The sequence below is a fragment of the Pseudomonas sp. lyk4-R2A-8 genome, assembly GCF_030209095.1.
GTDB lineage: Bacteria > Pseudomonadota > Gammaproteobacteria > Pseudomonadales > Pseudomonadaceae > Aquipseudomonas > Aquipseudomonas quebecensis.
Genome location: NZ_JARVSS010000005.1, coordinates 1 through 23,832, shown reverse-complemented (window position 1 = coordinate 23,832; position 23,832 = coordinate 1). Strand labels below are relative to the sequence as shown.

Genomic DNA, 23,832 nt, shown 5'->3' with positions numbered 1-23,832 from the left:
GGGGGCAAGCCCACTCCCACAGGGGATTTCTTGTGTGTGAGAGATTGCATTCATTTTCAAGTTTCGGAGTCAGCCATGGCCATCGCCGTTCCCTCTAACGAGGTCGACAGCCCCACCCTCAAGCAGCGCCTGGCGCGTGCGGAGCGGCTCAATCGCTGGAAAGCCCAGGCTTTGATTGCGCCGCTGGTGCTGTTTTTGCTGCTGGTGTTCCTGGTGCCGATTGTTGCGCTGCTCTACAAAAGCGTCGGCAACCCGGAAGTGGTCGGCGGTTTGCCGCGTACCGTGGTGGCGGTGAAGGCGTGGGACGGGCGTGGCCTGCCGGGTGAGCCGGTGTACCAGGCCCTCAGCGAGGACTTGGGCGAGGCGCGCAAAAACCAGACCCTGGGCGATCTGTCCAAGCGCTTGAACATGGAACTGGCCGGCTATCGCAGCCTGCTGACTAAAACCGCGCGGGCGCTGCCGTTTACCGACGCGCCCGCCTCTTATAAAGAAGCGCTGGAAAACCTTGATGAGCGCTGGGGCGACCCGGCGTACTGGCAGGCGATCCGGCGCAATACCAGCAGCGTCACGCCTTTTTACCTGCTGGCGGCCGTGGATCACCGTATCGACGACCTCGGCGAAGTGGCGCCGGCCACTCCAGACCAGGCGATCTATCTGGATATCTTCGCTCGCACCTTCTGGATGGGTCTGGTGATCACCGCCATTTGTTTGCTGCTGGCGTATCCGTTGGCCTACTTGCTGGCCAATCTGCCGGCGCGCAAAAGCAACCTGCTGATGATCCTGGTGCTGCTGCCGTTCTGGACCTCGATCCTGGTGCGGGTGGCGGCATGGATCGTGCTGCTGCAATCCGGTGGCCTGATCAACAGCGCGCTGTTGAGCATGGGCTTGATCGATAAGCCTCTGGAGCTGGTGTTCAACCGCACCGGAGTCTATATCTCGATGGTGCATATCCTGCTGCCGTTCATGATTCTGCCGATCTACAGCGTGATGAAGGGCATCTCGCCGACCTACATGCGTGCGGCGATTTCCCTGGGCTGCCATCCGTTCAGCAGTTTCTGGCGCGTGTACTTTCCGCAGACCTACGCCGGCGTCGGCGCCGGTTGCCTGCTGGTGTTCATCCTGGCGATTGGTTACTACATCACCCCGGCGCTGCTGGGCAGCCCGAACGACCAGATGGTCAGCTACTTCGTGGCCTTCTATACCAACACCAGCATCAACTGGGGCATGGCCACGGCGCTGGGCGGCCTGCTGCTGCTGGCGACGGTTTTGCTGTACCTGATCTACAACCGGCTGGTAGGCGCCAGCCGCCTGCGCCTGAGCTGAGGAGACGTTGCGATGCTGAGCCCTTATATGTCACCGGTGGAACGGGTGTGGTTTTACAGCTTGCGGATTCTCTGCGGCCTGATCCTGTTGTTTCTGATACTGCCCGTGCTGGTGATCATCCCGTTGTCGTTCAACAGCGGCAGTTTTCTGGTGTACCCGCTGCAAGGCTTCTCCCTGCACTGGTACCAGGATTTCTTCGCTTCGGCGGAATGGATGCGTGCGCTGAAAAACAGCATCATCGTCGCCCCGGCGGCCACGGTGCTGGCCATGGTATTCGGCACCCTGGCGGCCATCGGGCTGACCCGTGGACACTTTCCCGGCAAGGCGCTGGTGATGGCCCTGGTAATTTCGCCGATGGTGGTGCCGGTGGTGATCATCGGCGTGGCCAGCTACCTGTTCTTCGCGCCGTTGGGCCTGGGCAACAGTTTCTTCTCGCTGATCGTGGTGCATGCGGTGCTGGGTGTGCCGTTCGTGATCATCACCGTGTCCGCCACTTTGCAGGGGTTCAACCATAACCTGGTGCGTGCGGCGGCCAGCCTGGGGGCTTCGCCGTTGACGGCGTTTCGCCGGGTGACATTACCGTTGATCGCGCCGGGGGTGATCTCCGGGGCGCTGTTTGCCTTTGCCACCTCGTTCGATGAGGTGGTGGTGACGCTGTTTCTCGCCGGGCCCGAGCAAGCGACCTTGCCTCGCCAGATGTTCAGCGGCATTCGCGAAAACCTCAGCCCCACCATCGCGGCAGCGGCGACGTTGCTGATTGCCTTCTCGGTGCTGCTGTTGCTGACCCTTGAGTGGTTGCGCGGGCGTAGCGAGAAACTGCGCACCGCCCAGGTTTAAAGGTCAATACAGATCAAACTGCGGGAGGGGCCTGCCCCTCCCACTTAGGTTCCTTGACCATTCAGCCGCTGAATGGAAGACAACCTGTTTCAGTCAGCTACTCTTGTGCCAGCCCATCCATTAAAAAGAGGCCGCGCACATGAGTACTTCCTCATTCAAGATCGCCCACAAACTACTGACCGGCGCCGGTGCCATCGAGCAATTGGCCGCCGAGCTGACGCGCCTGGATGTGGATAACCCGCTGATCGTCACCGATGCTGCGCTGGTCCAGTCCGGCACGGTGGCGCTGGCGCTTGAACATTTGGGCGAGCGCAGTTACGAGATTTTCGACCGCGTGAAGCCCGACCCCGAGATTGCCATCGTCGAGGATTGCATGCAGGCGTACCGTGACGGTGGGCACGACGGCCTGATCGGCGTGGGCGGCGGCAGCGCCATCGACATTGCCAAAAGCGTGGCCGCCTATGCCGGTTATCACGGTGCGCTGCAAGACTTGTTCGGCGTCGACCAGGTGCCGCGCAAAGGCCCGCCGCTGATTGCGATTCCCACCACCGCCGGCACCGGTTCGGAGGTGACCAATGTGGCGATCCTCTCCGACAAGGTCGCCCAGCTGAAAAAAGGCATCGTCAGCGACTACCTGTTGCCGGATGTCGCGCTGATCAGCCCGCAGATGACCCTGACGTGCCCGCGCAGCGTCACCGCCGCCAGTGGTGTGGACGCGCTGGTGCACGCGATCGAATCCTACTTGTCGCTCAACGCCTCGCCGATCACCGATGCGCTGGCCATTGGCGCGATCAAACTGATCGTCAACGCGCTGCCCAAGGCCTACGCCAATCCGGCCAACCTGCAGGCGCGCGATGATATGGCCACCGCCAGTCTTATGGCCGGGATGGCTTTCGGCAACGCCGGCGTGGGTGCCGTGCATGCGCTGGCCTATCCGCTGGGTGGGCGCTACAACGTCGGACACGGCGTGAGCAATTCGTTGCTGCTGCCCTATGTGATGCACTGGAACAAGTTGGCGTGTGTCGAACGTATGCGCGACATCGCCGAGGCGATGGGGGTAGAAGTGGCAGGCTTGAGCGTCACTGAGGCCGCCGACCGGGCCGTCGACGCGATGGCGCGCCTGTGCGCGGATGTGGAGATTCCCTCCGGGCTGCGCAATTTCGGGGTGACCGAGGATGCCATCCCCGCCATGGCGGCCGAGGCGGCAGGTATCGAGCGCCTGATGCGCAACAACCCGCGCAAGCTCAGCGCGGCCGACATCGAGAAAATCTACCGGGCCGCCTACTAGCCATTGAGCCAGGTCACGGTGCGCGCGGCAAAGCATGAGGTATACAATGCGCGCCATCGTGATTTAGCTCAGAAAAGGTGTGTCATGCAGCCCTTCGTCATTGCCCCATCGATTCTCTCCGCCGACTTCGCCCGCCTGGGCGAAGAAGTGGACAAGGTATTGGCCGCCGGTGCCGACTTTGTCCATTTCGATGTCATGGACAACCACTATGTGCCCAACCTCACCATCGGCCCGATGGTCTGCGCGGCGCTGCGTAAGTACGGCATCACCGCGCCGATCGACGCGCACCTGATGGTCAGCCCGGTGGATCGCATCATCGGCGACTTCGTCGACGCCGGCGCCACGTACATCACCTTTCACCCGGAAGCCTCGCTGCATGTGGATCGCACTCTGCAGTTGATCCGCGAAGGCGGCTGCAAGGCCGGCCTGGTGTTCAACCCGGCCACGCCGCTGGACGTGCTCAAGTACGTAATGGACAAGGTCGACATGGTGTTGCTGATGAGCGTCAACCCAGGCTTCGGCGGGCAGAAGTTCATCCCCGGCACCCTCGACAAGCTGCGCGAAGCCCGCGCGCTGATCGATGCGTCGGGGCGTGATATCCGCCTGGAAATCGACGGTGGAGTTAACGTCAACAACATTCGTGAAATCGCCGCCGCCGGCGCCGACACGTTTGTGGCCGGCTCGGCGATCTTCAACGCCCCGGACTATCAGGACGTCATCGCCACGATGCGCGCCGAACTGGCGCTGGCGCGTCCATGAGCGGCTTTGAGCAGTTGTTCCCCGGCAAATTGCCACGGCTGGTGATGTTCGATCTGGACGGTACGTTGATCGATTCGGTGCCCGACCTGGCGGCGGCGGTGGACCAGATGCTGCTCAAGCTGGGGCGCAAGCCGGTGGGCATTGAGGCTGTGCGCGAATGGGTCGGCAACGGCGCGCAGATGCTGGTGCGCCGCGCCCTGGCCAATCACATCGATGCCGAAGGTGTCGATGACGTCGAGGCCGAGCGGGCGCTGGAATTGTTCAACGAAGCGTATGAAGGCGGCCACGAGCTGACCGTGGTCTACCCGGGCGTGCGGGACACCCTCAAATGGTTGAGCAAGCAGGGCGTGGAAATGGCCCTGATCACCAACAAACCGGAGCGCTTTGTCGCGCCGTTGCTGGACCAGATGAAAATCGGTCGTTATTTCCGCTGGATCATCGGCGGCGATACCTTGCCGCAGAAGAAGCCAGACCCGGCGGCGCTGTTTTTTGTGATGAAAATGGCCAATATCCCGGCCTCCCAGTCGTTGTTCGTCGGCGATTCGCGCAGTGACGTGCTGGCGGCCAAGGCGGCGGGCGTGCAGTGTGTGGCGCTCAGTTACGGCTACAACCATGGTCGGCCGATTGCTGAAGAATCGCCGGCGCTGGTGATCGATGACCTGCGACGGCTAATCCCCGGTTGCCTGGGAGCGGGCGCTGAGATAACGTTGCCCGACCTTGATCCGTCCCCTTCTGGAAATGCCATCGTGGTGGTCACTCGCAAGCTCTGGATGAAAGTCATGAAGGCCCTGGCCCGCTGGCGTTGGCGCGCCTGACCGATCCTGGCCGCGCCCTGCGGCACGTTGCCTACCTGACCGTCAGACCCTCACACCACGAGGCACCTCATGAACCGTGAAGAATTCCTGCGTTTGGCCGCTGCCGGCTATAACCGCATTCCCCTGGCCTGCGAAACCCTGGCCGACTTCGATACGCCGCTGTCGATCTACCTGAAGCTGGCCGACCAGCCTAATTCCTATCTGTTGGAATCGGTACAGGGCGGCGAGAAGTGGGGCCGTTACTCGATCATCGGCCTGCCGTGCCGCACCGTGCTGCGGGTGTATGACCACCACGTCAGCATCACCCATGATGGTGTCGAGATCGAAAGCCATGATGTAGAAGACCCGCTGGCCTTCGTCGAGGCGTTCAAGGCGCGCTATAACGTGCCGACCATTGCCGGCCTGCCACGTTTTAACGGTGGCCTGGTGGGCTATTTCGGCTACGACTGCGTGCGCTATGTGGAGCAACGCCTGGGCAAGTGCCCGAACCCGGATCCCCTGGGCGTACCGGACATCCTGCTGATGGTCTCCGACGCAGTGGTGGTGTTCGACAACCTGGCCGGCAAGATGCACGCCATTGTCCTCGCCGACCCGTCCCAGCCTGACGCGTTCGAGCAAGGCCTGGCCAGCCTTGAAGCGCTGCTGGAAAAGCTGCGCCAACCGATCACCCCGCGCCGCGGCCTGGACCTGAGCCGTCCGCCGGCGGCCGACCCGGTGTTCCGCTCCAGCTTTACCCAGAATGACTACGAGCGCGCGGTCGACACCATCAAGGAATACATCCTCGCCGGTGACTGCATGCAAGTGGTGCCGTCGCAACGCATGTCCATCGATTTCAAGGCTGCCCCCATTGACCTGTACCGGGCGCTGCGCTGCTTCAACCCGACGCCGTACATGTACTTCTTCAACTTCGGCGACTTCCACGTGGTGGGCAGTTCGCCGGAAGTGCTGGTGCGTGTCGAAGACAACCTGATCACCGTGCGCCCGATCGCCGGTACCCGCCCGCGCGGCGCGACCGAAGAAGCGGACCTGGCGCTGGAGGAAGACCTGCTGAGCGACGACAAGGAAATCGCCGAGCACCTGATGCTGATCGACCTGGGCCGCAACGACACCGGGCGTGTCTCGGAAATCGGCTCGGTCAAGCTCACCGAGAAGATGGTGATCGAGCGCTATTCCAACGTGATGCACATCGTGTCCAACGTCACCGGCGAGTTGAAAGCCGGGCTCACCGCAATGGACGCACTGCGGGCGATTCTGCCGGCGGGTACGTTGTCGGGTGCGCCGAAGATTCGGGCGATGGAAATCATCGACGAACTGGAGCCGGTCAAGCGTGGTGTGTATGGCGGTGCGGTAGGGTATTTCGCCTGGAACGGCAACATGGATACCGCGATTGCGATCCGCACTGCGGTGATTAAGGACGGGGAGCTGCACGTTCAGGCCGGTGGCGGCATTGTCGCCGACTCGGTGCCGGCCCTCGAATGGGAGGAAACCTTGAACAAGCGCCGCGCGATGTTCCGCGCCGTGGCGTTGGCCGAACAGACCCCGCAGGATTGATGGCGGCCACAATGTGGGAACGGGGCACCGTCCCACATTGGTTCGCACGCGTCAGAAGTCCAGGCTGACACCGACGCTGACCCCTTGCTGGGTCAGGTTGTCATCCTTTCTCACGTTATACGCGGCCTTCAGCGCCAGCTCCTGGGTCAGTCTATGGCTGACCCCCAGGCTCAAGCGGTCCGAATTGCTGCGCGGCGTGTAGCCATCCAGTTTGAAATCGATCCCCTGCACGCTGTTGAGCGAAATCTTTACCTTCTGGGTGTCGTTTTCGAACTCATGTTCGCGGGCCACTTCGCCGAAAACCTGGGTGAGTGGCGTCACGCGGTAGCTGCCCTGCAGGCCGACGCCGAGACGTTTGGAGTCGCGCTGTTGATCGGCGAACGTCAAGGCAGTTGAGCGGTTGCCCTTCTCTGCGTAGCCATCGACGTGAACTCGCGCATAGTCGGCGCTGACGAACGGCGACAGGTGCCATTCGCTGCCCGGTGCGGCGATGTCATAGCCCAGGCGGCCACTCAAGGCCCACAGCCAGCCATCGGTGTCGCCTTTCTCGGCGCCTTCGCTGACGCCCAGGGCGAACTTGCGCTTGAGGCTGTCGAAATCCAGCTTGCCGGCGGTCAGCGCGGTGTCGGCCCACCAGTGGTTGTATTGATACTGAGCGAATGCGCTGCCCATGTAGCTGTTGAGCTTGTAGTCCGAATCGCTGGCGCCTGCTTCCAGAGTCTGGCGGTACAAACCCGTCGCGACGCCGACGCGCCAGGCTTCATCGAGCCGATAGCTGCCACCGATATTGAGGTTGTAGCCGCTGCCGTCGCCGCTGGCCGAGTGGTTTTGCTCGTCGAAGTCCAGGCGCTGGCCGCCCGCGGCTACGATCGCGCGCCACTGGCCGATGGCTTGCCACGCGCCGTTGTCGCCTTGCCATTGGTTACGCAGTTCGTCCTGATGCGCGCGCAATGTCCCTTGGGCCATTTCCGGCAGCAAGGTCAGCTCCCAGGGTGCGGCCAGCAGCGAATAGGCGTAGTCGGCGATCAGTCGTTGCCCGGCGATGGTGGGGTGGACGGAATCGTTGTAAATGAGCTTGGTCGGGTCCGGGGCACTGCCGCCGAGGCCATAGGTGGGATTGGCGGTACAGCCGCTGCCGCTGAAGCACGTTCCTGTGAGGTTTTGCCCGATGCCCAGACCAAAGCGGCCAGGGTCGGCGAAAGTTTCCTGAAGCAGCAGTGGGATGTTCAGCGGGATTACTTGGGCATCGACACGTGACAATCGCTGCACCAGCGCCTGGTTGAACACGCGACTCAGCGCCGAACTCGAGGCCTGCAGCGGCGTGCCGTTGAGGGCCGGAGTCAAACCCAGGTCGGGCAGCATCCACACCATGATGTAGCGCGCACCGGCCTGTTGCAGGGCGTCCGCGCTGTCGGCCAGACGCCCGCCCGCGGCTGCGGCCTGGCTTGGGCTGAGGACGCGCCCTTGCAGGAAGTCATTACCTCCACCGGACAGAAAATACAGTGCGTTCGGGTCTGCGCGCCCGCCGTTTGCCGGCAGGTAGCCCTGTCGACTGCGCAGCACGGTGCCGCCACCCGGGTTGTTGGGCGGGATCGTGGCGTTGGAGACCGAGGTGATGGAGTCCAGGATGTTGTCGGTACGGTAGCCGCCCACGGCCCAGTTGTTCCCGTCCGGCAGGCCCTGGGCGGCCCGAACGGGGGAGGTGGAGGCATTCAGATCGTGGGTGGGCACGCCCAGCCGTGAACCGAGCAGGGTCGATGAAACCAGGCCGAAATCGCCTTGGAACGTCGGACCGGTGCGGTTGGTAAAGCGCAATGTGGCGCCGGTGGAGCCGTCGGGGAATGTGCCGGCATCGGCCAGGCTATCGCCGAACACCACCATGGTTGAGTACGGCGCTGGCGCTGCAAGCGCCTGGGCACAGGCCAGTGACAGCAGGCAGCCGGCGAGAGGGGCGAATACCGTGGGTCTGAACATAGCGAAAATCCATTTAGTTGTTTTTGTGAAGGCGACGAAACATGAGCAATGTAGTAAGGGTTGCCTTCAATGAAAACCGTTTTTTCCTGCATGCTCTGCGTCGCGCACCCAGTATTTGCTGCTCCATATTGCACCGCTGCCGAGGCTACGTTACTGTGCCTGAACGTATGGACGAGACCCTCCCCGTGTTGATCATCAGCAAACTCTTAATGCGAGTCGTCAAGGCACACGCCCGTTGGCGTTGGCGCGCCTGACTTTTTCTCCACCGGCTCCGCCGGACCTGTACCGTTTGGCCTTCTTCACCCTCTGTTTGACGCCCCTTGCCTGCGACGCCGGCAACCGGAACGTGCGCCTGGCAGCGGGTATCCCCTTGAAGGCCGTGGCTAGAAATCAGTGAATTCCAGAGGTGTTTGCTCCCATGTTGCTGATGATTGATAACTACGACTCCTTTACCTACAACGTTGTGCAGTACCTGGGCGAGCTGGGTGCCGAGGTCAAAGTGGTGCGCAACGACGAGCTCACCGTGGCCGACATCGCGGCACTTAACCCCGAGCGCATTGTGGTGTCGCCGGGGCCGTGCACACCGACCGAGGCGGGTGTTTCCCTCGACGTGATCAAGTATTTTGCCGGCAAGCTGCCGATCCTCGGCGTGTGCCTGGGCCATCAGTCCATTGGCCAGGCCTTCGGCGGCGATGTGGTGCGCGCGCGCCAGGTGATGCACGGCAAGACCAGCCCGGTGTTCCATAACAACGTGGGCGTTTTCCAGGGCTTGAATCTGCCCGTAACGGTCACTCGCTACCACTCGCTGGTGGTCAAGCGCGAAACCTTGCCTGAGTGCCTTGAACTGACCGCCTGGACCCAGCTGGAAGACGGCAGCGTCGATGAAATCATGGGCCTGCGCCACAAGACATTGAATATCGAGGGGGTGCAATTTCACCCCGAGTCGATCCTGACCGAGCAGGGCTACGAGCTGTTCGCCAACTTTCTCAAGCAGAGCGGCGGCACGCGCTAAGGACTTTCCATGGATATCAAGACTGCCCTGAGCCGTATCGTCGGCCATCTGGACCTGAGCACCGCCGAAATGAGCGATGTGATGCGCGAGATCATGACCGGTCAATGCACCGACGCGCAGATCGGCGCGTTCATGATGGCGATGCGCATGAAGAGCGAGAGTATCGACGAGATTGTCGGCGCTGTGTCGGTGATGCGCGAGCTGGCGGACAAGGTCGAACTCAAGACCCTCGACGGCGTGGTCGATGTGGTGGGTACCGGCGGCGATGGGGCGAACATCTTCAACGTATCGACGGCTTCTTCTTTTGTCGTCGCGGCGGCGGGTTGCACCGTGGCCAAGCATGGTAACCGTGCGGTGTCCGGCAAGAGCGGCAGTGCCGACCTGCTGGAAGCGGCCGGTATCTACCTGAACCTGACGTCGGTGCAAGTGGCGCGCTGCATCGATAACGTCGGCATCGGCTTTATGTTTGCCCAGTCTCACCACGGTGCGATGAAACACGCGGCCGGCCCGCGTAAAGACCTGGGCCTGCGCACGCTGTTCAACATGCTCGGCCCGCTTACGAATCCGGCCGGCGTGAAGCACCAGGTGGTGGGTGTGTTCAGCCAGGCACTGTGCCGACCATTGGCCGAAGTGTTGCAGCGTCTGGGCAGCAAGCACGTGCTGGTGGTGCACTCCAAGGACGGTCTGGACGAGTTCAGCCTGGCCGCGCCGACTTTTGTCGCAGAGCTCAAGAACGATCAGGTCACCGAATATTGGGTAGAGCCTGAGGACCTGGGGATGAAGAGCCAGAGCCTGCATGGCCTGGCGGTGGAAAGCCCGGCCGCCTCCCTTGAATTGATTCGTGATGCCTTGGGGCGCCGTAAGACCGAAAACGGTCAAAAGGCTGCGGAGATGATTGTTCTGAATGCTGGCGCGGCACTTTACGCAGCGGACCATGCCTATAGTCTTAAAGAAGGTGTCGAGTTGGCTCACGATGCACTGCACACCGGTCTGGCCCGCGAGAAACTCGAGGAGCTGGGAGCATTCACTGCCGTATTCAAGATGGAGAATGAAGGATGAGTGTGCCGACCGTTCTGGAAAAGATCCTGGCCCGCAAGGCCGAAGAAGTCGCCGAGCGCCGTGCCCGCGTCAGCCTGGCTGAACTGGAAGACCAAGCCAAGCTGGCTGACGCGCCGCGAGGGTTCGCCAAGGCCCTGCTGGAGCAGGCTAAAAAGAAGCAGCCGGCGGTGATCGCGGAGATCAAAAAAGCTTCGCCGAGCAAAGGCGTGATCCGTGAGCATTTTGTGCCGGCCGAGATCGCCGTGAGCTATGAAAAGGGCGGGGCGACGTGTCTGTCGGTGCTCACCGATATTGACTATTTCCAGGGCGCCGATCTGTTCCTGCAGCAGGCTCGCGCCGCATGCAAGTTGCCGGTGATCCGCAAGGATTTCATGGTCGACCCGTACCAGATCGTCGAAGCCCGTGCCTTGGGTGCCGACTGTGTACTGCTGATCGTTTCCGCACTGGATGACGTGAAGATGGCCGAACTGGCCGCCGTGGCCAAACGCGTCGGCCTGGATGTATTGGTGGAGGTGCACGATGGCGATGAGCTGGAACGCGCCCTGAAAACCCTCGACACACCGCTCATAGGCGTCAACAACCGAAACCTGCACACTTTCGAGGTCAGCCTGGAGACCACTCTCGACCTGCTGCCGCGTATCCCGCGCGACCGTTTGGTGGTCACGGAGAGTGGCATCCTCAACCGTGCCGACGTGGAACTGATGGAAATCAGCGACGTGTATTCGTTCCTGGTCGGCGAGGCGTTTATGCGCGCGGAAAATCCAGGGGCTGAATTGCAGCGCTTGTTCTTCCCGGAGCGCGGCGTGCCGGTCAGTGGTTCCACGCTCGATTGATTTGAAATGCGATCCAAGTGTGGCAGGGGGCTTGCTCCCGATGGCGGCGATTCAGTTGGAGCATCCTTGACTGACATACCGCTATCGGGGGCAAGCCCCTCTCACATTCGGGTTTGTGTTTATTCAGATAGGTAGGTGCTCATTGATCCAGCCAGTGTCGATGCGTGTTGAAGCAGGCCTTGCCGCCGAGCAAGCCTTACTGGCCGCCGTTTGCGCGGGTGAGCAGGGGTTTGGGTTGTTGTTCTGGCAGCCCAGTGACCAGGCATTGGTGATGCCACGCCGTTTGAGCAGATTGCCTGCTTTCGATGTCGCCAGTCGCGTGTCTGCGGATGCCGGTTGGCCGGTGCTCTTGCGCGAAACCGGCGGCGAGCCTGTGCCGCAATCGGCGGCTACGGTCAACATCGCACTGGTCTACGCGCCGCCACGCAGCGAAGGCGACCAGAACCGCATCGAGACCGGTTACCTGCGTTTATGCCAGCCGATTTGCGATCTGTTGATCGAGTTGGGCGGCGATGCCTCGGTCGGCGAGATCGATGGGGCATTCTGCGACGGCCGTTACAACGTCAACCTCAATGGCCGCAAAATGGTCGGCACCGCCCAACGCTGGCGTCAGAGCGGCGGTCGCGCGGTGGGGTTGGTGCATGGAGCGTTGTTACTGGAGAACGATCGTGAAGCACTGATTGCGGCGGTCAACCGCTTCAACCAGGCCTGTGGTCTGGAGCAGCGAGTGCGCGCCGACAGCCATATCGCCCTGCACGAAGCGTTCCCGGCACCGGACGCCATCAGCCGATTGGATATCTTGTACCGCCAGATGCTGGCCGGCATCCTGGCCTAACGAGTACCGAACACCACCATCGTCTTGCCTTTGACGTGCACCAGGTTGCGCTCCTCCAGGTCTTTGAGCACGCGCCCGACCATCTCCCGCGAACAGCCGACAATGCGCCCGATTTCCTGGCGCGTGACCTTGATCTGCATGCCGTCGGGGTGGGTCATGGCGTCCGGCTGCTTGCACAGCTCCAGCAGGCAGCGGGCCACCCGGCCGGTGACATCGAAGAACGCCAGGTCGCCGACCTTGCGCGTGGTATCGCGCAGGCGCTGAGCAATCTGACCGCTGAGGGCGTAAAGAATGTCGGAATCGTGCTGGGCCAGTTCGCGGAATTTAGCGTAGCTGATCTCGGCCACGTCGCACTCTACCTTCGCGCGCACCCAGGCGCTGCGCTCCTGCTCCTTACCTGCTTGTTCGAACAGGCCCAACTCGCCGAAAAAGTCTCCGGTGTTGAGGTAGGCGATGATCATCTCCCTACCGTCCTCATCCTCGATCAGAATGGTGACGGAACCCTTGACGATAAAGAACAGCGTTTCGGAGCGCTCGCCGGCGCAGATGATGTTGTGCTTGGCCGGGTAGCGTCGGCGCTGGCAATGCATCAGCAGCTTGTCGAGGTTCTTGATCTTGGGTATGGGAGTAAGGGCAACCATGGTTGTATCCCGAAAAGGCGTCGCAAGGGGGTTGGCGTTGTTGTATGCAGCGGTATCGGCACAGATACGGGCTGGATAAAGTGTGGCAATGAGCCATCGATTTGGCGCCAGCTTAACAGAGGCATTCTGACTCGATCAGGGAATTTACTGGGCAACGCCCCGTTATCTATCACTTTGATGGGATGCACTGCCGTGATCGGGCCCTGTGCTAAGCTGGCGACCCTTTTTAAGCAGTGGAGTCTGGGCGATGAAGGCACGCATCCAATGGGCGGGCGAAGCCATGTTCCTCGGTGAGTCGGGCAGTGGCCATGTGGTGGTCATGGATGGCCCGCCGGAAGCCGGTGGTCGTAACCTGGGTGTACGCCCGATGGAAATGCTCCTGCTGGGTGTAGGCGGTTGCAGCAATTTCGACGTCGTCAGTATCCTGAAGAAATCCCGCCAAGCCGTGGAAAGCTGCGAAGCCTTCCTGGACGCCGAGCGCGCCACTGAAGATCCGAAGGTATTCACCAAGATCCATATGCATTTCGTGGTGAAGGGGCGCGGTCTTAAAGAAGCCCAGGTCAAGCGCGCCATCGAGTTGTCGGCTGAGAAATACTGCTCGGCATCGATCATGCTGGGCGCGGCCGGTGTGGCCATTACCCATGACTACGAGATTGTCGAGTTGGGCTGATCAACACTCGGCAAAAGAAAAGGGCGCTTTGAGCGCCCTTTTTTGTACCGGCAGGTCGGATCAGATGCGGTACGTACTTTTGGTCATGACCTTGGCCAGCAGGCTCATGCCCAAGCGTACCGGTGCCGGGAAACGAAAGCCGCCGGCGTCCAGCGCGCTTTCGGCGTGGTGTTCTTCGTCGATGCGCATCTGTTCAAGAATCGCACGGGACTTGTCGTCTTCACTGGGCAATTGCTCCAGGTGTTCGTCCAAGTGCTTGCACACCTGATGTTCCGTCGCGGCGACGAAACCGAGGCTGACCTTATCGCTGACCAGCCCGGCCACGGCGCCGATACCAAACGACAAACCGTAGAACAGCGGGTTCAGCACGCTTGGGTGGCTGCCCAATTGGCGGATGCGCTGCTCGCACCACGCCAGATGGTCGATTTCTTCCTCCGCCGCATGCTCCATGGCCGCGCGCACGTGCGGCAGCTTGGCGGTCAGGGCCTGTCCCTGGTACAGCGCCTGGGCACACACTTCGCCGGTATGGTTGATGCGCATCAGGCCTGCGACGTGACGGGTGTCGGTCTCGTTCATCTGCACATCGGGCTGCAGCAGGGCGGGCGATGGGCGGTAAGGCTGCCCGCTGAAGGGCAACAGCGTACGCATGGCCGTATCGGCTTGCAGCAGCAGACGGTCAATCGGCGAGTAGTGACGTTGGGTTGTCATGCTGACCTCCGGGAAGAATCTCGGCGGCCAGTTTACCGCAAGAGAGGAGAGAGCGTTTGCCCTGAGTCAAGGGCATAGGGTCGCAGCCTCCAGCGTTGGCTTCGACCCTGCGGACTTATCAGCCCGGCGGCCAGTTCATCTGGCGCTGACCCAGAACGTGCATGTGGATGTGATAAACGGTTTGTCCGCCCATCTCATTGCAGTTCATGACCACGCGGAAACCTTCTTCGCAACCCAGCTCCAGGGCCAGGCGCTGGGCTGTAAACAGGATATGGCCGGCCAGGCCTTTATCGTCCTCGGTCAGGTCGTTCAAGGTACGGATCGGTTTCTTGGGAATCACCAGAAAATGCACCGGTGCTTGTGGGGCGATGTCGTGGAAGGCTAAAACTTGATCATCTTCGTAAATGATCTTCGCGGGTATTTCTCTGTTGATGATCTTGGTGAACAGAGTATCCACAGCGGTTTCTCCATGATGAAAGGTCAGGGTGAGTGTACTCAGGCGATCAGCGTGGGCAATAGGCTTTGTTGATGGCGCCGGCGATCTTGCGTGTCAGCCAGCGTGGGCTGAAACGTGGGCTGAATGCCAACCAGCGGTTGCGCCGCCCCGGGATGATGATGGCTTTGTTCTTTTCCAGTGCTCGCACGGTGTAGAGCGCGACTTCTTCCGGACTCATCAGATGGTCGCTGCGCTCGAGCTTGGCGGTGTCCATTTGCGCGGTGCCGAAGAATGCGGTGCGCGTCGGCCCCGGACACAATACCGAGACCTTGATGCCGCAGGTCTTGAGCTCTTCGCGCAGGCCTTCGGAAAAGTGCAGCACGTATGCCTTGCTTGCGTAGTAACTGCTCATCCATGGGCCAGGCTGGAAGGCCGCGATCGAGGCAACGTTGAGGATCTGCCCGCCGCCGTGCAGCGCCATGGCATTCCCCAGGGCATGGCACATCCGGGTCAGGGCAAGGATGTTGACTTCGATCAGGTCCTGCTCGGTCATCCAGTCCTGGGCCAGGAATGGCCCGCTGGTGCCGATGCCGGCGCAGTTCACCAGCAGGTCGATCTGCCGCTCGCCTTCTTCCAGCTCCAGCAGAAACCCGGACAAGCGCAGAGGCTCGCCCAGGTCACACGCGCGAAACAGCACTTCTACGCCAAAGCGTTGGGTCAATTCGAGGGCGATGCTTTCCAACTGATCACGCTGGCGGGCCACCAGAATCAAGCTGCGGCCGCGTCGGGCCAGTGCTTCGGCCAAAGCCAGGCCGATGCCGCTGGAGGCACCGGTGATCAGAGCGTAACGGGTCATGCGTTTCTCCATCGCAACGTCCCGGGCCGGTGATGGCGGCACCACCGGCCCGAAGCGTTTCTTTACTGATCCGGAGAGTCTACAGGGTCGGCCGCTTCGTCAGCACTTTGCGTGTCGTCTTCCTGGACGGTCCCGCTCTGGTCGGCGTCTTCGTCGTACGTCATGGAACTGCTTTCGTAGCTGCTGTCGACGTTGCTCTCGAGTTGATCGAGGTAGCCGTTCATCCCCAGGGTCACCACGATGATCAGTATCAACGGAATGAACGCCAGCCACAGTGACGCCAGCACCTTGACTGCGGTGGAGTTGCGCGGCGGCGGCGCGCCGTACTGGTTGGCGCCCGCATTGCCCGGCATTACCAGCAGCAGCAAGGGGAAAATGCTGTTGACCAGCGGGACCAGGTTGAGCAGGTACAACCAACCGGACCAGCCCAGGTCGTGCAGACGCTGCACACCGATTTGCACGCTTACGACAACGAGCGCCACGAACAGCGCAAGGCCCAGCAGCGAACCGACGATGATGGCAAGGGTCGGCGAGGCGGTGGCGATGGCGAAGCCCACGGTGCTCAGGATGCCGGCTGCCACGATCATTGCAACGGTCAGTACCAGCGTCCATGCCAGGTACCGCAGGCGACCGATACGCCCATTGATGGTGAACACTTTGAGGGTGGCGTATTCCGGCAGGTTTTCACCGACGGCAGCCCGTGGCGGCGCATACGGCGATGCGGCCGGGGTGGAGAAGTCCGTGGTGCCGGCAGCGGTCTCGTGGGTTTCGGCAAGGCTGAAAGCCACCGGTTGCTCGGCTTCGATACGTGCATCGACGCCGGCGTTCTTCAGTGCGGTGAGGTAGGTCTCGGCGTCCGGGCGTGACAGGTCACGTTTAAGTGCGACCGTGCGGCCGGTAAAGAGCTTTTCGATCGCCTCGACGTCGCTCTTGAACAGCTCGGCCAGGTTCAGCTTGGCCGTGGTGCTTTCGACACCCGGGAGCAAGGCTCCATCAAACACAATCTTGAAACGGTTGTCGCTCATGCGGGCATCCTTGTCTGTCAAACATTGGGGGGAGTGCAGGCCTGCGCAATCGGCAGGCCTTGCAGGATTAGTCAGCGTGGCCAGTGTAACTGTGTCGCCTGTGTTTGCGCCTCGCGGTATTCGGCATTCAGGCGCGCAACGAGTTCATCGACGCCGGGCAAATCGCCAATTTCACCGACGCCCTGGCCGGCCGACCAGACAGTCTTCCAGGCCTTGGCCTCGTCGTTCAGCGGTTTGAGCTTGGAACCGGAGTTGACTTCGCCTTTGCCTTGCAGGGCATTGAGGTCGAAGCCGGCGTTTTCCAGGCTCTGGCGCATGAAGCTCGCCGGCACACCCGAGACAGCGGGAGTGTGCACGATGTCGGCGGCGCGCGCTGTGAGCAGCATCTCTTTATAAGCATCTGGAGCGTGGCTTTCGGTGGTGCCGATAAATCGAGTGCCCAGGTAGGCCAGGTCCGCCCCCATGACTTGCGCAGCCAGAATCTGGTGCCCGTGGTTGAGGCAACCGGCCAACAGTACGGTTTTATCGAAGAACTGGCGAATTTCTGCGATCAGCGCGAAAGGGCTCCAGGTCCCCGCATGGCCCCCCGCCCCGGCGGCCACGGCGATCAGGCCATCCACCCCGGCTTCGGCGGCTTTTTCGGCGTGGCGCCGAGTGGTGACATCATGAAACACCAGGCCGCCGTAGCTGTGCACGGCGTCCACCAACTCTTTGACCGCGCCGAGGCTGGTGATGACGATCGGCACTTTGTGCTCGACGCAGATGGCCAGGTCAGCCTCAAGGCGTGGGTTACTGCCATGCACGATCAGGTTGACGGCGTACGGGGCCGGGTTGTCCAACTGCGCCAGGCCCGCCTCGATCTCCTCCAACCAAGCTTTGAAGCCGCTGCTTTCACGCTGGTTGAGCGCCGGAAAGCTGCCGACGATTCCGTTGCGGCAACACGCCAGGACCAGTTGCGGGTTGGAAATCAGAAACATCGGCGCGGCCACCACGGGCAGGCGCAGACGTTGTTCGAGCAGAGCGGGCAGCGACATTGGATGTACCCCGATTGATTGACGTTAGAACGGCTTGACCACCACCAAAATTACGACAGCCAGCAATATCAGAACTGGCACTTCATTGAACCAGCGATAAAAGACATGGCTGCGGGTGTTTTCGCCACGGGCAAAGCGTTTTACCTGGGCGCCGCACATATGGTGGTAACCGATCAGCAGCACGACCAGGGTCAGCTTGGCGTGAATCCAGCCGCCCGTGCTGAAGATGCCGGGGTTCAGTGCAATCAGCCAGATGCCGAACACCAGGCTGGCAAGCATTGCCGGGCCCATGATTCCGCGGTAGAGCTTGCGCTCCATGACGCTGAAGCGTTCCTTGCTGACGGTGTCTTCACTTTGTGCGTGGTAGACGAACAGGCGTGGCAGGTAGAACAGCCCGGCAAACCAGCAGACGATGCTGACGATGTGGAAGGCTTTGACCCATAGATAGAGCATTTTCAGTTATTCCCAGGTTCACGGTAGCGAGGATAGTAGTGGCAGATACGCCCATACGTCACGTTGGCGGTTGTCGCAGAACGATGTGGCCCCTATTATCGACGGCTTTCCAGTGGTTCGTTGAGGGCAGGTTTATGGTCAAGGTCGGTATTGTCGGCGGCACGGGTTACACCGGTGTCGAATTGCTGCGTCTGTTGGCTCAGCATCCGCAGGCTGAGGTGGTGATCATCACCTCCCGATCCGAGGCCGGCCTGGCTGTGGCCGATATGTACCCGAACCTGCGCGGCCACTACGACGGCCTGGCGTTCAGCGTGCCGGACACCAAGACCCTGGGCGCATGCGATGTGGTGTTCTTCGCCACGCCCCATGGCGTTGCCCATGCACTGGCCGGTGAGTTGCTGGCTGCCGGCACCAAGGTTATCGACCTGTCGGCGGACTTCCGCCTGCAGGACGCCGACGAATGGGCCAAATGGTACGGCCAGCCTCACGGCGCACCGCAGCTGTTGGAAGAGGCGGTATACGGTTTGCCGGAAGTCAATCGTGAGCAGATCAAGCAGGCGCGCCTGATCGCCGTGCCGGGCTGCTATCCGACTGCGACACAACTGGGCTTCCTGCCGCTGCTCGAGGCTGGGCTGGCGGATGCGTCGCGTCTGATCGCGGACTGCAAATCAGGCGTGAGCGGCGCAGGTCGTGGCGCCGCGGTTGGTTCGTTGTACTCCGAAACGTCGGAAAGCATGAAAGCCTATGCGGTAAAAGGGCATCGTCACTTGCCGGAAATTCGTCAGGGCTTGCGTCGCGCCGCCGGTAAAGAGGTGGGGCTGACCTTTGTTCCGCACTTGACCCCGATGATCCGTGGTATTCACTCCACGCTTTACGCGACCGTGACTGATCGCTCGGTGGATCTGCAGGCCTTGTTTGAGCAGCGCTATGCCGGCGAGCCGTTCGTCGATGTGATGCCTGCCGGCAGCCATCCGGAAACCCGCAGCGTACGCGGCGCCAATGTCTGTCGGATCGCGGTGCATCGCCCGCAGGACGGTGACTTGGTAGTGGTGCTGTCGGTAATCGATAACCTGGTCAAAGGCGCGTCCGGCCAGGCAGTGCAGAACATGAACATCCTGTTTGGCCTGGATGAGAAGCTGGGGTTGTCCCACGCAGGCATGTTGCCCTGAGAGCAGCGCCAAGCGTTAAGCTTGAAATTGCCGCTGCTCCCATAATAGTTGACCGCTTTTCTAGGAGAAGCGGATAATGCCCGCCATTACGCATATGGCGGCGCGACGCCGGGAGATTATCAGCATGAGCGTTGAATCCTTCACCCCCACGGCTTTGCAATTCACCCACGGTGCTGCGCACAAGGTGAAGAGCCTGGTCGATGAAGAGGGTAATGATCGCTTGAAGCTGCGCGTATTTGTTACGGGCGGCGGTTGTTCAGGGTTTCAGTACGGTTTTACCTTCGATGAAGAAGTTGCCGATGACGACACCATCGTTGAGCGCGAGGGCGTTAGCCTGGTCGTGGATCCGATGAGCTTCCAGTACCTGGCAGGTGCCGAGGTGGATTATCAGGAAGGTCTGGAAGGATCGCGCTTCGTGATCAAGAATCCCAATGCCACCACCACTTGTGGTTGCGGGTCTTCGTTCTCGATCTGATTGGCAGCGGATACAAAAACGCCGCTTGGCTTTGATAGGCCAAGCGGCGTTTTGCTGTCTGGAAGGTCACGCGGGGTAGATCGCGCCGAGTATTCGCAGCCCGCGCGCATCGGTCACGCTCGGGCGATTAGTAGCGATGCCTTCAAGACAGCAATGGGCCAGCCAGGCGAATGCCATGGCTTCCACCCAGTCAGGGTCCACGCCATAAGTCGCGGTGGTGCTGACTTGAGTGGAGGGCAGTAACGCCGCCAGACGCCTCATCAGCGCGCTGTTATGCGCACCGCCGCCGCAAACCAGTAGGGTTTCAGTGTGGCTTTGTGCGATTTGCAGGGACTCGACGATGGTCTGCGCGGTCAGTTCCAGCAAGGTGGCCTGCACGTTCTGAGGCGCGAAGGCTGGCAGGCGGGCGAGGTGCTGTTGCAGCCATCCGAGATTGAACACTTCACGGCCGGTGCTCTTCGGACCTTTGGTGGTGAAGAACGGATCGCTGAGCAATGCGTTGAGTAGCTGTGGCTCAACGTTACCGCCGCCGGCCCACTGGCCATCGCGGTCGAAGTGGTGGCCTTGCTGGAGGTGGATCCAGGCATCCAGCAGCACGTTGCCCGGGCCACAGTCGAAGCCTGCAACCGGCTTGCCTGTCTCGATCAAACTGAGGTTGCTGAAACCGCCTACGTTCAGTACCGCGCGGTTGCCGCTGCGCTCACCAAACAGGGCCTCATGAAATGCAGGTACCAATGGTGCGCCCTGGCCGCCGGCGGCGACGTCGCGGCTGCGGAAGTCGCTGACGACGGTAATGCCAGTCAATTCGGTGAGCAGCGCGGGGTTGCCGATCTGTACGGTAAAACCTCGGGAAGGTTCGTGACGAATGGTCTGACCGTGGCTGCCAATCGCACGAATGTGCTGCGGTTTGAGATTCTGCTGGCCCAGTAACGTATGGATGCCTTGAGCGGCGAGTGCAACCCAGTGTTGCTGGGCAATGGCCGACCGGGCGATTTCATCCGGGCCGCTGGCGCACAGGCCCAGCAATTCGGCGCGCAGGCTGTCGGGCATGGGGACGTAATGGGTGGCGATCAAGCTGATCGCCGCGTCCTGCTCGATGAGGGCAATGTCCAGGCCATCAAGGCTGGTCCCGGACATTACACCTATATAGCGCGGCATCGCTTAACGCTTCGCCGAAGCCAGCAAGGTGGTGCGCTCCTGATCCATGCGCGCCATCAGCGGCTGGCTCTGTTGCATGAAGCGCGCACGCTCGGCTTTGGCGATGGGGTCAGCCATCGGCAGCTTCTGGCCCAGCGGGTCAACGTGAACGCCGTTGACCTGGAACTCATAGTGCAGATGCGGGCCGGTAGACAGGCCCGTAGTGCCGATATAGCCAATCACCTGGCCTTGCTTCACGTTGCCGCCCGTTTGCACGCCCTTGGCGAACCCTTGCATGTGGCCATACAGCGTACGGTACGTGTTGCCGTGCTGGATGATGACAGTGTTGCCATACCCGCCGCGACGGCCGGCCAGCAGTACCTTGCCGTCACCGGCAGCCTTGATCGGCGTACCGCGTGGCGCGGCATAGTCGACGCCTTTGTGGGCGCGAATCTTGTTCAGAATAGGGTGCTTGCGGCCCATGGAAAAACGCGAGCTGATGCGAGCGAAATCCACTGGCGTACGGATGAACGCCTTGCGCATGCTGTTGCCGTCAGCGGTGTAGTAGCTGGTGTTGCCTTGTTTGTTGGTGTAGCGCACGGCGGTGTAAGTTTTGCCGCGATTGGTAAAGCGCGCGGAGAGAATGTTGCCGGTGCCGACCACTTTGCCGTTGGCGACTTTCTGTTCGTAGATGACGTCGAATTCATCGCCCTGACGGATGTCTTGGGCGAAGTCGATGTCGTAGCCAAAGACACTGGCCATGTCCATGGTCATGTTGTGGGACAGGCCCGCGCGGGCAGCCGATTGAGACAGTGAGCTGTTAATCACGCCGTGAACGTAGGCGGAGCGCATTACCGGCTTGGTGGTGATGCGATTGAAGGCAAAGCCCTTGGGGCCCTTGGTCAACGTGATGCTTTCCAGATCGCTGACATTGCTGTGCAGATTGTTCAGCTGGCCATCCGGCGTCAGCTCGAATTCCAGTTTCTGCCCGTGCTTGAGCTGGGTGAATTGCTTGGCTTGCTTATCGCTGGCCAACACTTGCGTAACGGACGCCGCCGGCAGGCCTACTTTTTCGAACAGGGTGGAGAGGGTATCGCCCTTGGCAACGATCACTTCGCGGTGTTGTGGGCCCTTCGCCGGTGTCGGTGCCGGTACGGGTGGGTTTTGGGTGGCTTGCTGGGTGTCCTCGGGAGTGCTTTCTATCTGCGCGAACGGTGAGTCCACGGGTGCGTTTGTGGCTTGTTGAGCGTCGGAAGCGTCTTGATCTTGTGTCAGTTGTTCAACGGGGCTCTCCAGGTCAAGGCTCAGAGACGTTCGTTTGGCTTCTACATCACTGGAAGGGAATACCAGGAGTGCCAGGCTGAGAAGGGCGGCGATACCACTTGCGGCAAGCAGGTGGGTCTTCGGGTAAAGCGGCGGCGCTTTAGACGGTTCAGTGGTCATAGGTAATTTGACTTTGAAAAGATGAAATGGAAAAGATGAATGACATGATGAAGATGAAATAACTGTATAAAATATAACCAAATCATCTGTGGCGCAAGCTCGCGAATGCCGGGCTTGCTGAAGGTTGTCCGTTTGCAGGGCAAAACTTGTAATTAGTCCCTGATCTTGTATGGTTGGTTCCCTTTTGAATCTGAGCCTTGCGGGTCTGTTATGAAGTCGGTTGAAGAGCAGCTAGCGCTGATAAAACGTGGTGCGGAAGAACTGTTGGTCGAGGCTGAGCTGATCGAAAAGCTCAAGCGTGGCCAGCCCCTGCGTATCAAGGCCGGCTTTGATCCGACCGCACCGGATCTGCACCTGGGACACACCGTGCTTATTAATAAGCTGCGTCAGTTCCAGGAACTGGGGCATCAGGTGATCTTCCTGATAGGTGACTTCACCGGGATGATCGGTGATCCAAGCGGAAAGAGCGCGACGCGACCACCCTTGACCCGTGAACAGGTTCTCGATAATGCCGAGACCTACAAAACGCAGGTATTCAAGATTCTCGATCCGGCCAAGACCGAGGTGGCATTCAATTCCACCTGGATGGATCAGATGGGGCCGGCAGACTTTATCCGCCTGACTTCTCAGTACACCGTGGCGCGCATGCTCGAGCGTGATGATTTCGATAAGCGCTATTCGACTAACCAGCCGATTGCCATCCATGAGTTTCTCTACCCGCTGGTTCAGGGGTATGACTCGGTAGCGTTGCGCGCGGACGTTGAGCTGGGCGGGACGGATCAGAAATTCAATCTCCTGATGGGGCGTGAGTTGCAACGCGCCTATGGGCAGGAAGCTCAATGCATTCTGACCATGCCTTTGCTGGAGGGGTTGGACGGCGTCAAGAAGATGTCCAAATCCTTGGGTAACTATGTAGGTATTCAGGAGGCGCCGGGTGTGATGTACGGCAAGCTTGTGTCCATACCTGATGCATTGATGTGGCGTTATTTCGAGCTATTGAGCTTCCGCTCGATGGATGAGATCAATGCGCTGCGTGCTGAGGTTGAAGCGGGGGCCAATCCGCGGGACGTGAAGATCAAGTTGGCTGAAGAGATCGTAGCGCGTTTCCATGGCGAGGAGGCTGCGGCCAGCGCTCACCGTGCGGCAGGCAATCGTATGAAAGATGGCGAGTTGCCGGATGATCTGCCGGAGATCGAATTGGCTGCGACGGAGGCGATGCCCATTGCCGCCGTCCTCAATAAGGCGGGCCTGGTGAAGAACTCGGCAGTCGCTCGCGATCTTTTGGGTTCTGGCGGCGTGCGTATTGATGGTGAGGTGGTTGATCGCGCCTTTATATACCAGCTGGGCGCGACTCATGTTTGTCAGGCTGGGAAGAAGGCATTTGCGCGTATTACGCTCAAATCGGAATAAACCTGAAATTAACGGTTGACGGCGAATTATATCTGTCTATAATTCGCCCCACTTCCGGCGCAGTCGAAACGGAAAACTCCTTGGTAAAC

At 60.7% G+C, this 23,832-nt stretch carries 24 protein-coding genes; 14 read left to right on the top strand and 10 right to left on the bottom strand.

Features of this window, described 5'->3' with window-relative positions:
- Positions 1 to 75 precede the first annotated feature (75 nt).
- The 6 genes from QRN10_RS06230 (at position 76) to trpE (ending at position 6,573) form a co-directional block, all read left to right on the top strand.
- Complete coding sequence (locus QRN10_RS06230) at positions 76 to 1,323, top strand: ABC transporter permease (protein ID WP_181080245.1); 1,248 nt, start codon at positions 76 to 78, stop codon at positions 1,321 to 1,323.
- Between the two features lie 12 nt (positions 1,324 to 1,335).
- Positions 1,336 to 2,160: an ABC transporter permease gene (locus tag QRN10_RS06225; protein WP_024077705.1), complete on the top strand. Its 825-nt coding sequence runs from the start codon at positions 1,336 to 1,338 to the stop codon at positions 2,158 to 2,160.
- 139 nt (positions 2,161 to 2,299) lie between these two features.
- Complete coding sequence (locus QRN10_RS06220) at positions 2,300 to 3,448, top strand: iron-containing alcohol dehydrogenase (protein WP_285428021.1); 1,149 nt, start codon at positions 2,300 to 2,302, stop codon at positions 3,446 to 3,448.
- A gap of 84 nt (positions 3,449 to 3,532) precedes the next feature.
- On the top strand, positions 3,533 to 4,207 hold the full coding sequence (rpe, locus tag QRN10_RS06215; RefSeq protein WP_181080247.1) for a ribulose-phosphate 3-epimerase: 675 nt from the start codon (positions 3,533 to 3,535) through the stop codon (positions 4,205 to 4,207).
- The gene (locus QRN10_RS06210; RefSeq protein ID WP_181080248.1) at positions 4,204 to 5,022 is read left to right on the top strand and encodes a phosphoglycolate phosphatase; all 819 of its coding nucleotides are present in this window, start codon (positions 4,204 to 4,206) and stop codon (positions 5,020 to 5,022) included. Before rpe ends, QRN10_RS06210 begins: the two co-directional genes overlap by 4 nt.
- Positions 5,023 to 5,091: 69 nt before the next feature.
- Complete coding sequence (trpE, locus tag QRN10_RS06205) at positions 5,092 to 6,573, top strand: anthranilate synthase component I (RefSeq protein WP_181080249.1); 1,482 nt, start codon at positions 5,092 to 5,094, stop codon at positions 6,571 to 6,573.
- A 51-nt stretch (positions 6,574 to 6,624) separates the two neighbouring features.
- Here the strand turns inward: trpE and estP are convergent, their stop codons facing one another.
- Positions 6,625 to 8,547 (bottom strand): esterase EstP, encoded by a 1,923-nt coding sequence (gene estP, locus QRN10_RS06200; RefSeq protein ID WP_285428020.1) that lies wholly within the window; start codon positions 8,545 to 8,547, stop codon positions 6,625 to 6,627.
- A gap of 418 nt (positions 8,548 to 8,965) precedes the next feature.
- Here estP and QRN10_RS06195 point away from each other — a divergent pair, with 418 nt between their 5' ends.
- From QRN10_RS06195 to QRN10_RS06180, 4 genes are all read left to right on the top strand, one after another.
- Entirely contained in the window at positions 8,966 to 9,559 is a 594-nt protein-coding gene (locus QRN10_RS06195; protein WP_181080251.1) for an aminodeoxychorismate/anthranilate synthase component II, read from the top strand.
- A gap of 9 nt (positions 9,560 to 9,568) precedes the next feature.
- The gene (gene trpD, locus QRN10_RS06190) at positions 9,569 to 10,618 is read left to right on the top strand and encodes an anthranilate phosphoribosyltransferase (RefSeq protein WP_285428019.1); all 1,050 of its coding nucleotides are present in this window, start codon (positions 9,569 to 9,571) and stop codon (positions 10,616 to 10,618) included.
- Positions 10,615 to 11,451: an indole-3-glycerol phosphate synthase TrpC gene (gene trpC / locus QRN10_RS06185; RefSeq protein WP_266247045.1), complete on the top strand. Its 837-nt coding sequence runs from the start codon at positions 10,615 to 10,617 to the stop codon at positions 11,449 to 11,451. The genes trpD and trpC overlap by 4 nt, the downstream gene beginning before the upstream one ends.
- 142 nt (positions 11,452 to 11,593) lie before the next feature.
- Entirely contained in the window at positions 11,594 to 12,286 is a 693-nt protein-coding gene (locus QRN10_RS06180; RefSeq protein ID WP_266247042.1) for a lipoate--protein ligase family protein, read from the top strand.
- On the opposite strand, the gene crp is transcribed toward QRN10_RS06180, so the two are convergent.
- Positions 12,283 to 12,927 carry a cAMP-activated global transcriptional regulator CRP gene (gene crp, locus QRN10_RS06175; RefSeq protein ID WP_285428018.1) on the bottom strand — a complete coding sequence of 215 codons (645 nt, stop codon included), beginning with the start codon at positions 12,925 to 12,927 and terminating at the stop codon, positions 12,283 to 12,285. The genes QRN10_RS06180 and crp overlap by 4 nt on opposite strands.
- 247 nt (positions 12,928 to 13,174) lie before the next feature.
- On the opposite strand from crp, the gene QRN10_RS06170 reads away from it, so the two are divergent.
- The gene (locus QRN10_RS06170; RefSeq protein ID WP_009045862.1) at positions 13,175 to 13,597 is read left to right on the top strand and encodes an OsmC family protein; all 423 of its coding nucleotides are present in this window, start codon (positions 13,175 to 13,177) and stop codon (positions 13,595 to 13,597) included.
- Between the two features lie 60 nt (positions 13,598 to 13,657).
- Here QRN10_RS06170 and coq7 read toward each other — a convergent pair whose 3' ends face one another.
- The 6 genes from coq7 to hemJ all read right to left on the bottom strand — a co-directional run bounded on the left by coq7 (position 13,658) and on the right by hemJ (position 18,109).
- Positions 13,658 to 14,305: a 2-polyprenyl-3-methyl-6-methoxy-1,4-benzoquinone monooxygenase gene (gene coq7 / locus QRN10_RS06165; RefSeq protein WP_266247033.1), complete on the bottom strand. Its 648-nt coding sequence runs from the start codon at positions 14,303 to 14,305 to the stop codon at positions 13,658 to 13,660.
- 118 nt (positions 14,306 to 14,423) lie between these two features.
- Complete coding sequence (locus QRN10_RS06160) at positions 14,424 to 14,762, bottom strand: histidine triad nucleotide-binding protein (protein WP_181081909.1); 339 nt, start codon at positions 14,760 to 14,762, stop codon at positions 14,424 to 14,426.
- Positions 14,763 to 14,808: 46 nt separating this feature from the next.
- Positions 14,809 to 15,597: an SDR family NAD(P)-dependent oxidoreductase gene (locus tag QRN10_RS06155; protein WP_253509597.1), complete on the bottom strand. Its 789-nt coding sequence runs from the start codon at positions 15,595 to 15,597 to the stop codon at positions 14,809 to 14,811.
- 62 nt (positions 15,598 to 15,659) lie between these two features.
- Positions 15,660 to 16,622 (bottom strand): DUF805 domain-containing protein, encoded by a 963-nt coding sequence (locus QRN10_RS06150; protein ID WP_253509596.1) that lies wholly within the window; start codon positions 16,620 to 16,622, stop codon positions 15,660 to 15,662.
- Positions 16,623 to 16,693: 71 nt separating this feature from the next.
- Positions 16,694 to 17,656: an NAD(P)H-dependent flavin oxidoreductase gene (locus QRN10_RS06145; protein ID WP_181081906.1), complete on the bottom strand. Its 963-nt coding sequence runs from the start codon at positions 17,654 to 17,656 to the stop codon at positions 16,694 to 16,696.
- A 24-nt stretch (positions 17,657 to 17,680) separates the two neighbouring features.
- Positions 17,681 to 18,109 (bottom strand): protoporphyrinogen oxidase HemJ, encoded by a 429-nt coding sequence (gene hemJ, locus QRN10_RS06140; RefSeq protein ID WP_253509594.1) that lies wholly within the window; start codon positions 18,107 to 18,109, stop codon positions 17,681 to 17,683.
- Positions 18,110 to 18,243: 134 nt separating this feature from the next.
- On the opposite strand from hemJ, the gene argC reads away from it, so the two are divergent.
- Together argC and erpA are read left to right on the top strand one after the other, a co-directional pair.
- A complete protein-coding gene (gene argC / locus QRN10_RS06135) occupies positions 18,244 to 19,278 on the top strand; it encodes an N-acetyl-gamma-glutamyl-phosphate reductase (RefSeq protein WP_266247025.1) in 1,035 nt (344 codons plus the stop codon).
- Between the two features lie 124 nt (positions 19,279 to 19,402).
- A complete protein-coding gene (gene erpA / locus QRN10_RS06130) occupies positions 19,403 to 19,753 on the top strand; it encodes an iron-sulfur cluster insertion protein ErpA (protein ID WP_007906865.1) in 351 nt (116 codons plus the stop codon).
- Positions 19,754 to 19,819: 66 nt separating this feature from the next.
- On the opposite strand, the gene QRN10_RS06125 is transcribed toward erpA, so the two are convergent.
- Positions 19,820 to 20,911 (bottom strand): anhydro-N-acetylmuramic acid kinase, encoded by a 1,092-nt coding sequence (locus QRN10_RS06125; RefSeq protein WP_285428017.1) that lies wholly within the window; start codon positions 20,909 to 20,911, stop codon positions 19,820 to 19,822.
- A 3-nt stretch (positions 20,912 to 20,914) separates the two neighbouring features.
- Positions 20,915 to 22,333, bottom strand: coding sequence for a peptidoglycan DD-metalloendopeptidase family protein (locus tag QRN10_RS06120; RefSeq protein WP_285428016.1), 1,419 nt, complete (start codon positions 22,331 to 22,333; stop codon positions 20,915 to 20,917).
- A 210-nt stretch (positions 22,334 to 22,543) separates the two neighbouring features.
- On the opposite strand from QRN10_RS06120, the gene tyrS reads away from it, so the two are divergent.
- Positions 22,544 to 23,743: a tyrosine--tRNA ligase gene (gene tyrS / locus QRN10_RS06115; protein ID WP_181081901.1), complete on the top strand. Its 1,200-nt coding sequence runs from the start codon at positions 22,544 to 22,546 to the stop codon at positions 23,741 to 23,743.
- The last annotated feature ends 89 nt before the right edge of the window (positions 23,744 to 23,832 follow it).

Excerpts from the sequence above, each read along its gene's own strand:
- QRN10_RS06230 (WP_181080245.1), top strand. The coding sequence starts at position 76 with ATGGCCATCGCCGTTCCCTCTAACGAGGTCGACAGCCCCACCCTCAAG.
- QRN10_RS06225 (WP_024077705.1), top strand. The coding sequence starts at position 1,336 with ATGCTGAGCCCTTATATGTCACCGGTGGAACGGGTGTGGTTTTACAGC.
- QRN10_RS06220 (WP_285428021.1), top strand. The coding sequence starts at position 2,300 with ATGAGTACTTCCTCATTCAAGATCGCCCACAAACTACTGACCGGCGCC.
- rpe (WP_181080247.1), top strand. The coding sequence starts at position 3,533 with ATGCAGCCCTTCGTCATTGCCCCATCGATTCTCTCCGCCGACTTCGCC.
- QRN10_RS06210 (WP_181080248.1), top strand. The coding sequence starts at position 4,204 with ATGAGCGGCTTTGAGCAGTTGTTCCCCGGCAAATTGCCACGGCTGGTG.
- trpE (WP_181080249.1), top strand. The coding sequence starts at position 5,092 with ATGAACCGTGAAGAATTCCTGCGTTTGGCCGCTGCCGGCTATAACCGC.
- estP (WP_285428020.1), bottom strand. The coding sequence starts at position 8,547 with ATGTTCAGACCCACGGTATTCGCCCCTCTCGCCGGCTGCCTGCTGTCA.
- QRN10_RS06195 (WP_181080251.1), top strand. The coding sequence starts at position 8,966 with ATGTTGCTGATGATTGATAACTACGACTCCTTTACCTACAACGTTGTG.
- trpD (WP_285428019.1), top strand. The coding sequence starts at position 9,569 with ATGGATATCAAGACTGCCCTGAGCCGTATCGTCGGCCATCTGGACCTG.
- trpC (WP_266247045.1), top strand. The coding sequence starts at position 10,615 with ATGAGTGTGCCGACCGTTCTGGAAAAGATCCTGGCCCGCAAGGCCGAA.
- crp (WP_285428018.1), bottom strand. The coding sequence starts at position 12,927 with ATGGTTGCCCTTACTCCCATACCCAAGATCAAGAACCTCGACAAGCTG.
- QRN10_RS06170 (WP_009045862.1), top strand. The coding sequence starts at position 13,175 with ATGAAGGCACGCATCCAATGGGCGGGCGAAGCCATGTTCCTCGGTGAG.
- coq7 (WP_266247033.1), bottom strand. The coding sequence starts at position 14,305 with ATGACAACCCAACGTCACTACTCGCCGATTGACCGTCTGCTGCTGCAA.
- QRN10_RS06155 (WP_253509597.1), bottom strand. The coding sequence starts at position 15,597 with ATGACCCGTTACGCTCTGATCACCGGTGCCTCCAGCGGCATCGGCCTG.
- QRN10_RS06150 (WP_253509596.1), bottom strand. The coding sequence starts at position 16,622 with ATGAGCGACAACCGTTTCAAGATTGTGTTTGATGGAGCCTTGCTCCCG.
- QRN10_RS06145 (WP_181081906.1), bottom strand. The coding sequence starts at position 17,656 with ATGTCGCTGCCCGCTCTGCTCGAACAACGTCTGCGCCTGCCCGTGGTG.
- hemJ (WP_253509594.1), bottom strand. The coding sequence starts at position 18,109 with ATGCTCTATCTATGGGTCAAAGCCTTCCACATCGTCAGCATCGTCTGC.
- argC (WP_266247025.1), top strand. The coding sequence starts at position 18,244 with ATGGTCAAGGTCGGTATTGTCGGCGGCACGGGTTACACCGGTGTCGAA.
- erpA (WP_007906865.1), top strand. The coding sequence starts at position 19,403 with ATGAGCGTTGAATCCTTCACCCCCACGGCTTTGCAATTCACCCACGGT.
- QRN10_RS06125 (WP_285428017.1), bottom strand. The coding sequence starts at position 20,911 with ATGCCGCGCTATATAGGTGTAATGTCCGGGACCAGCCTTGATGGCCTG.
- QRN10_RS06120 (WP_285428016.1), bottom strand. The coding sequence starts at position 22,333 with ATGACCACTGAACCGTCTAAAGCGCCGCCGCTTTACCCGAAGACCCAC.
- tyrS (WP_181081901.1), top strand. The coding sequence starts at position 22,544 with ATGAAGTCGGTTGAAGAGCAGCTAGCGCTGATAAAACGTGGTGCGGAA.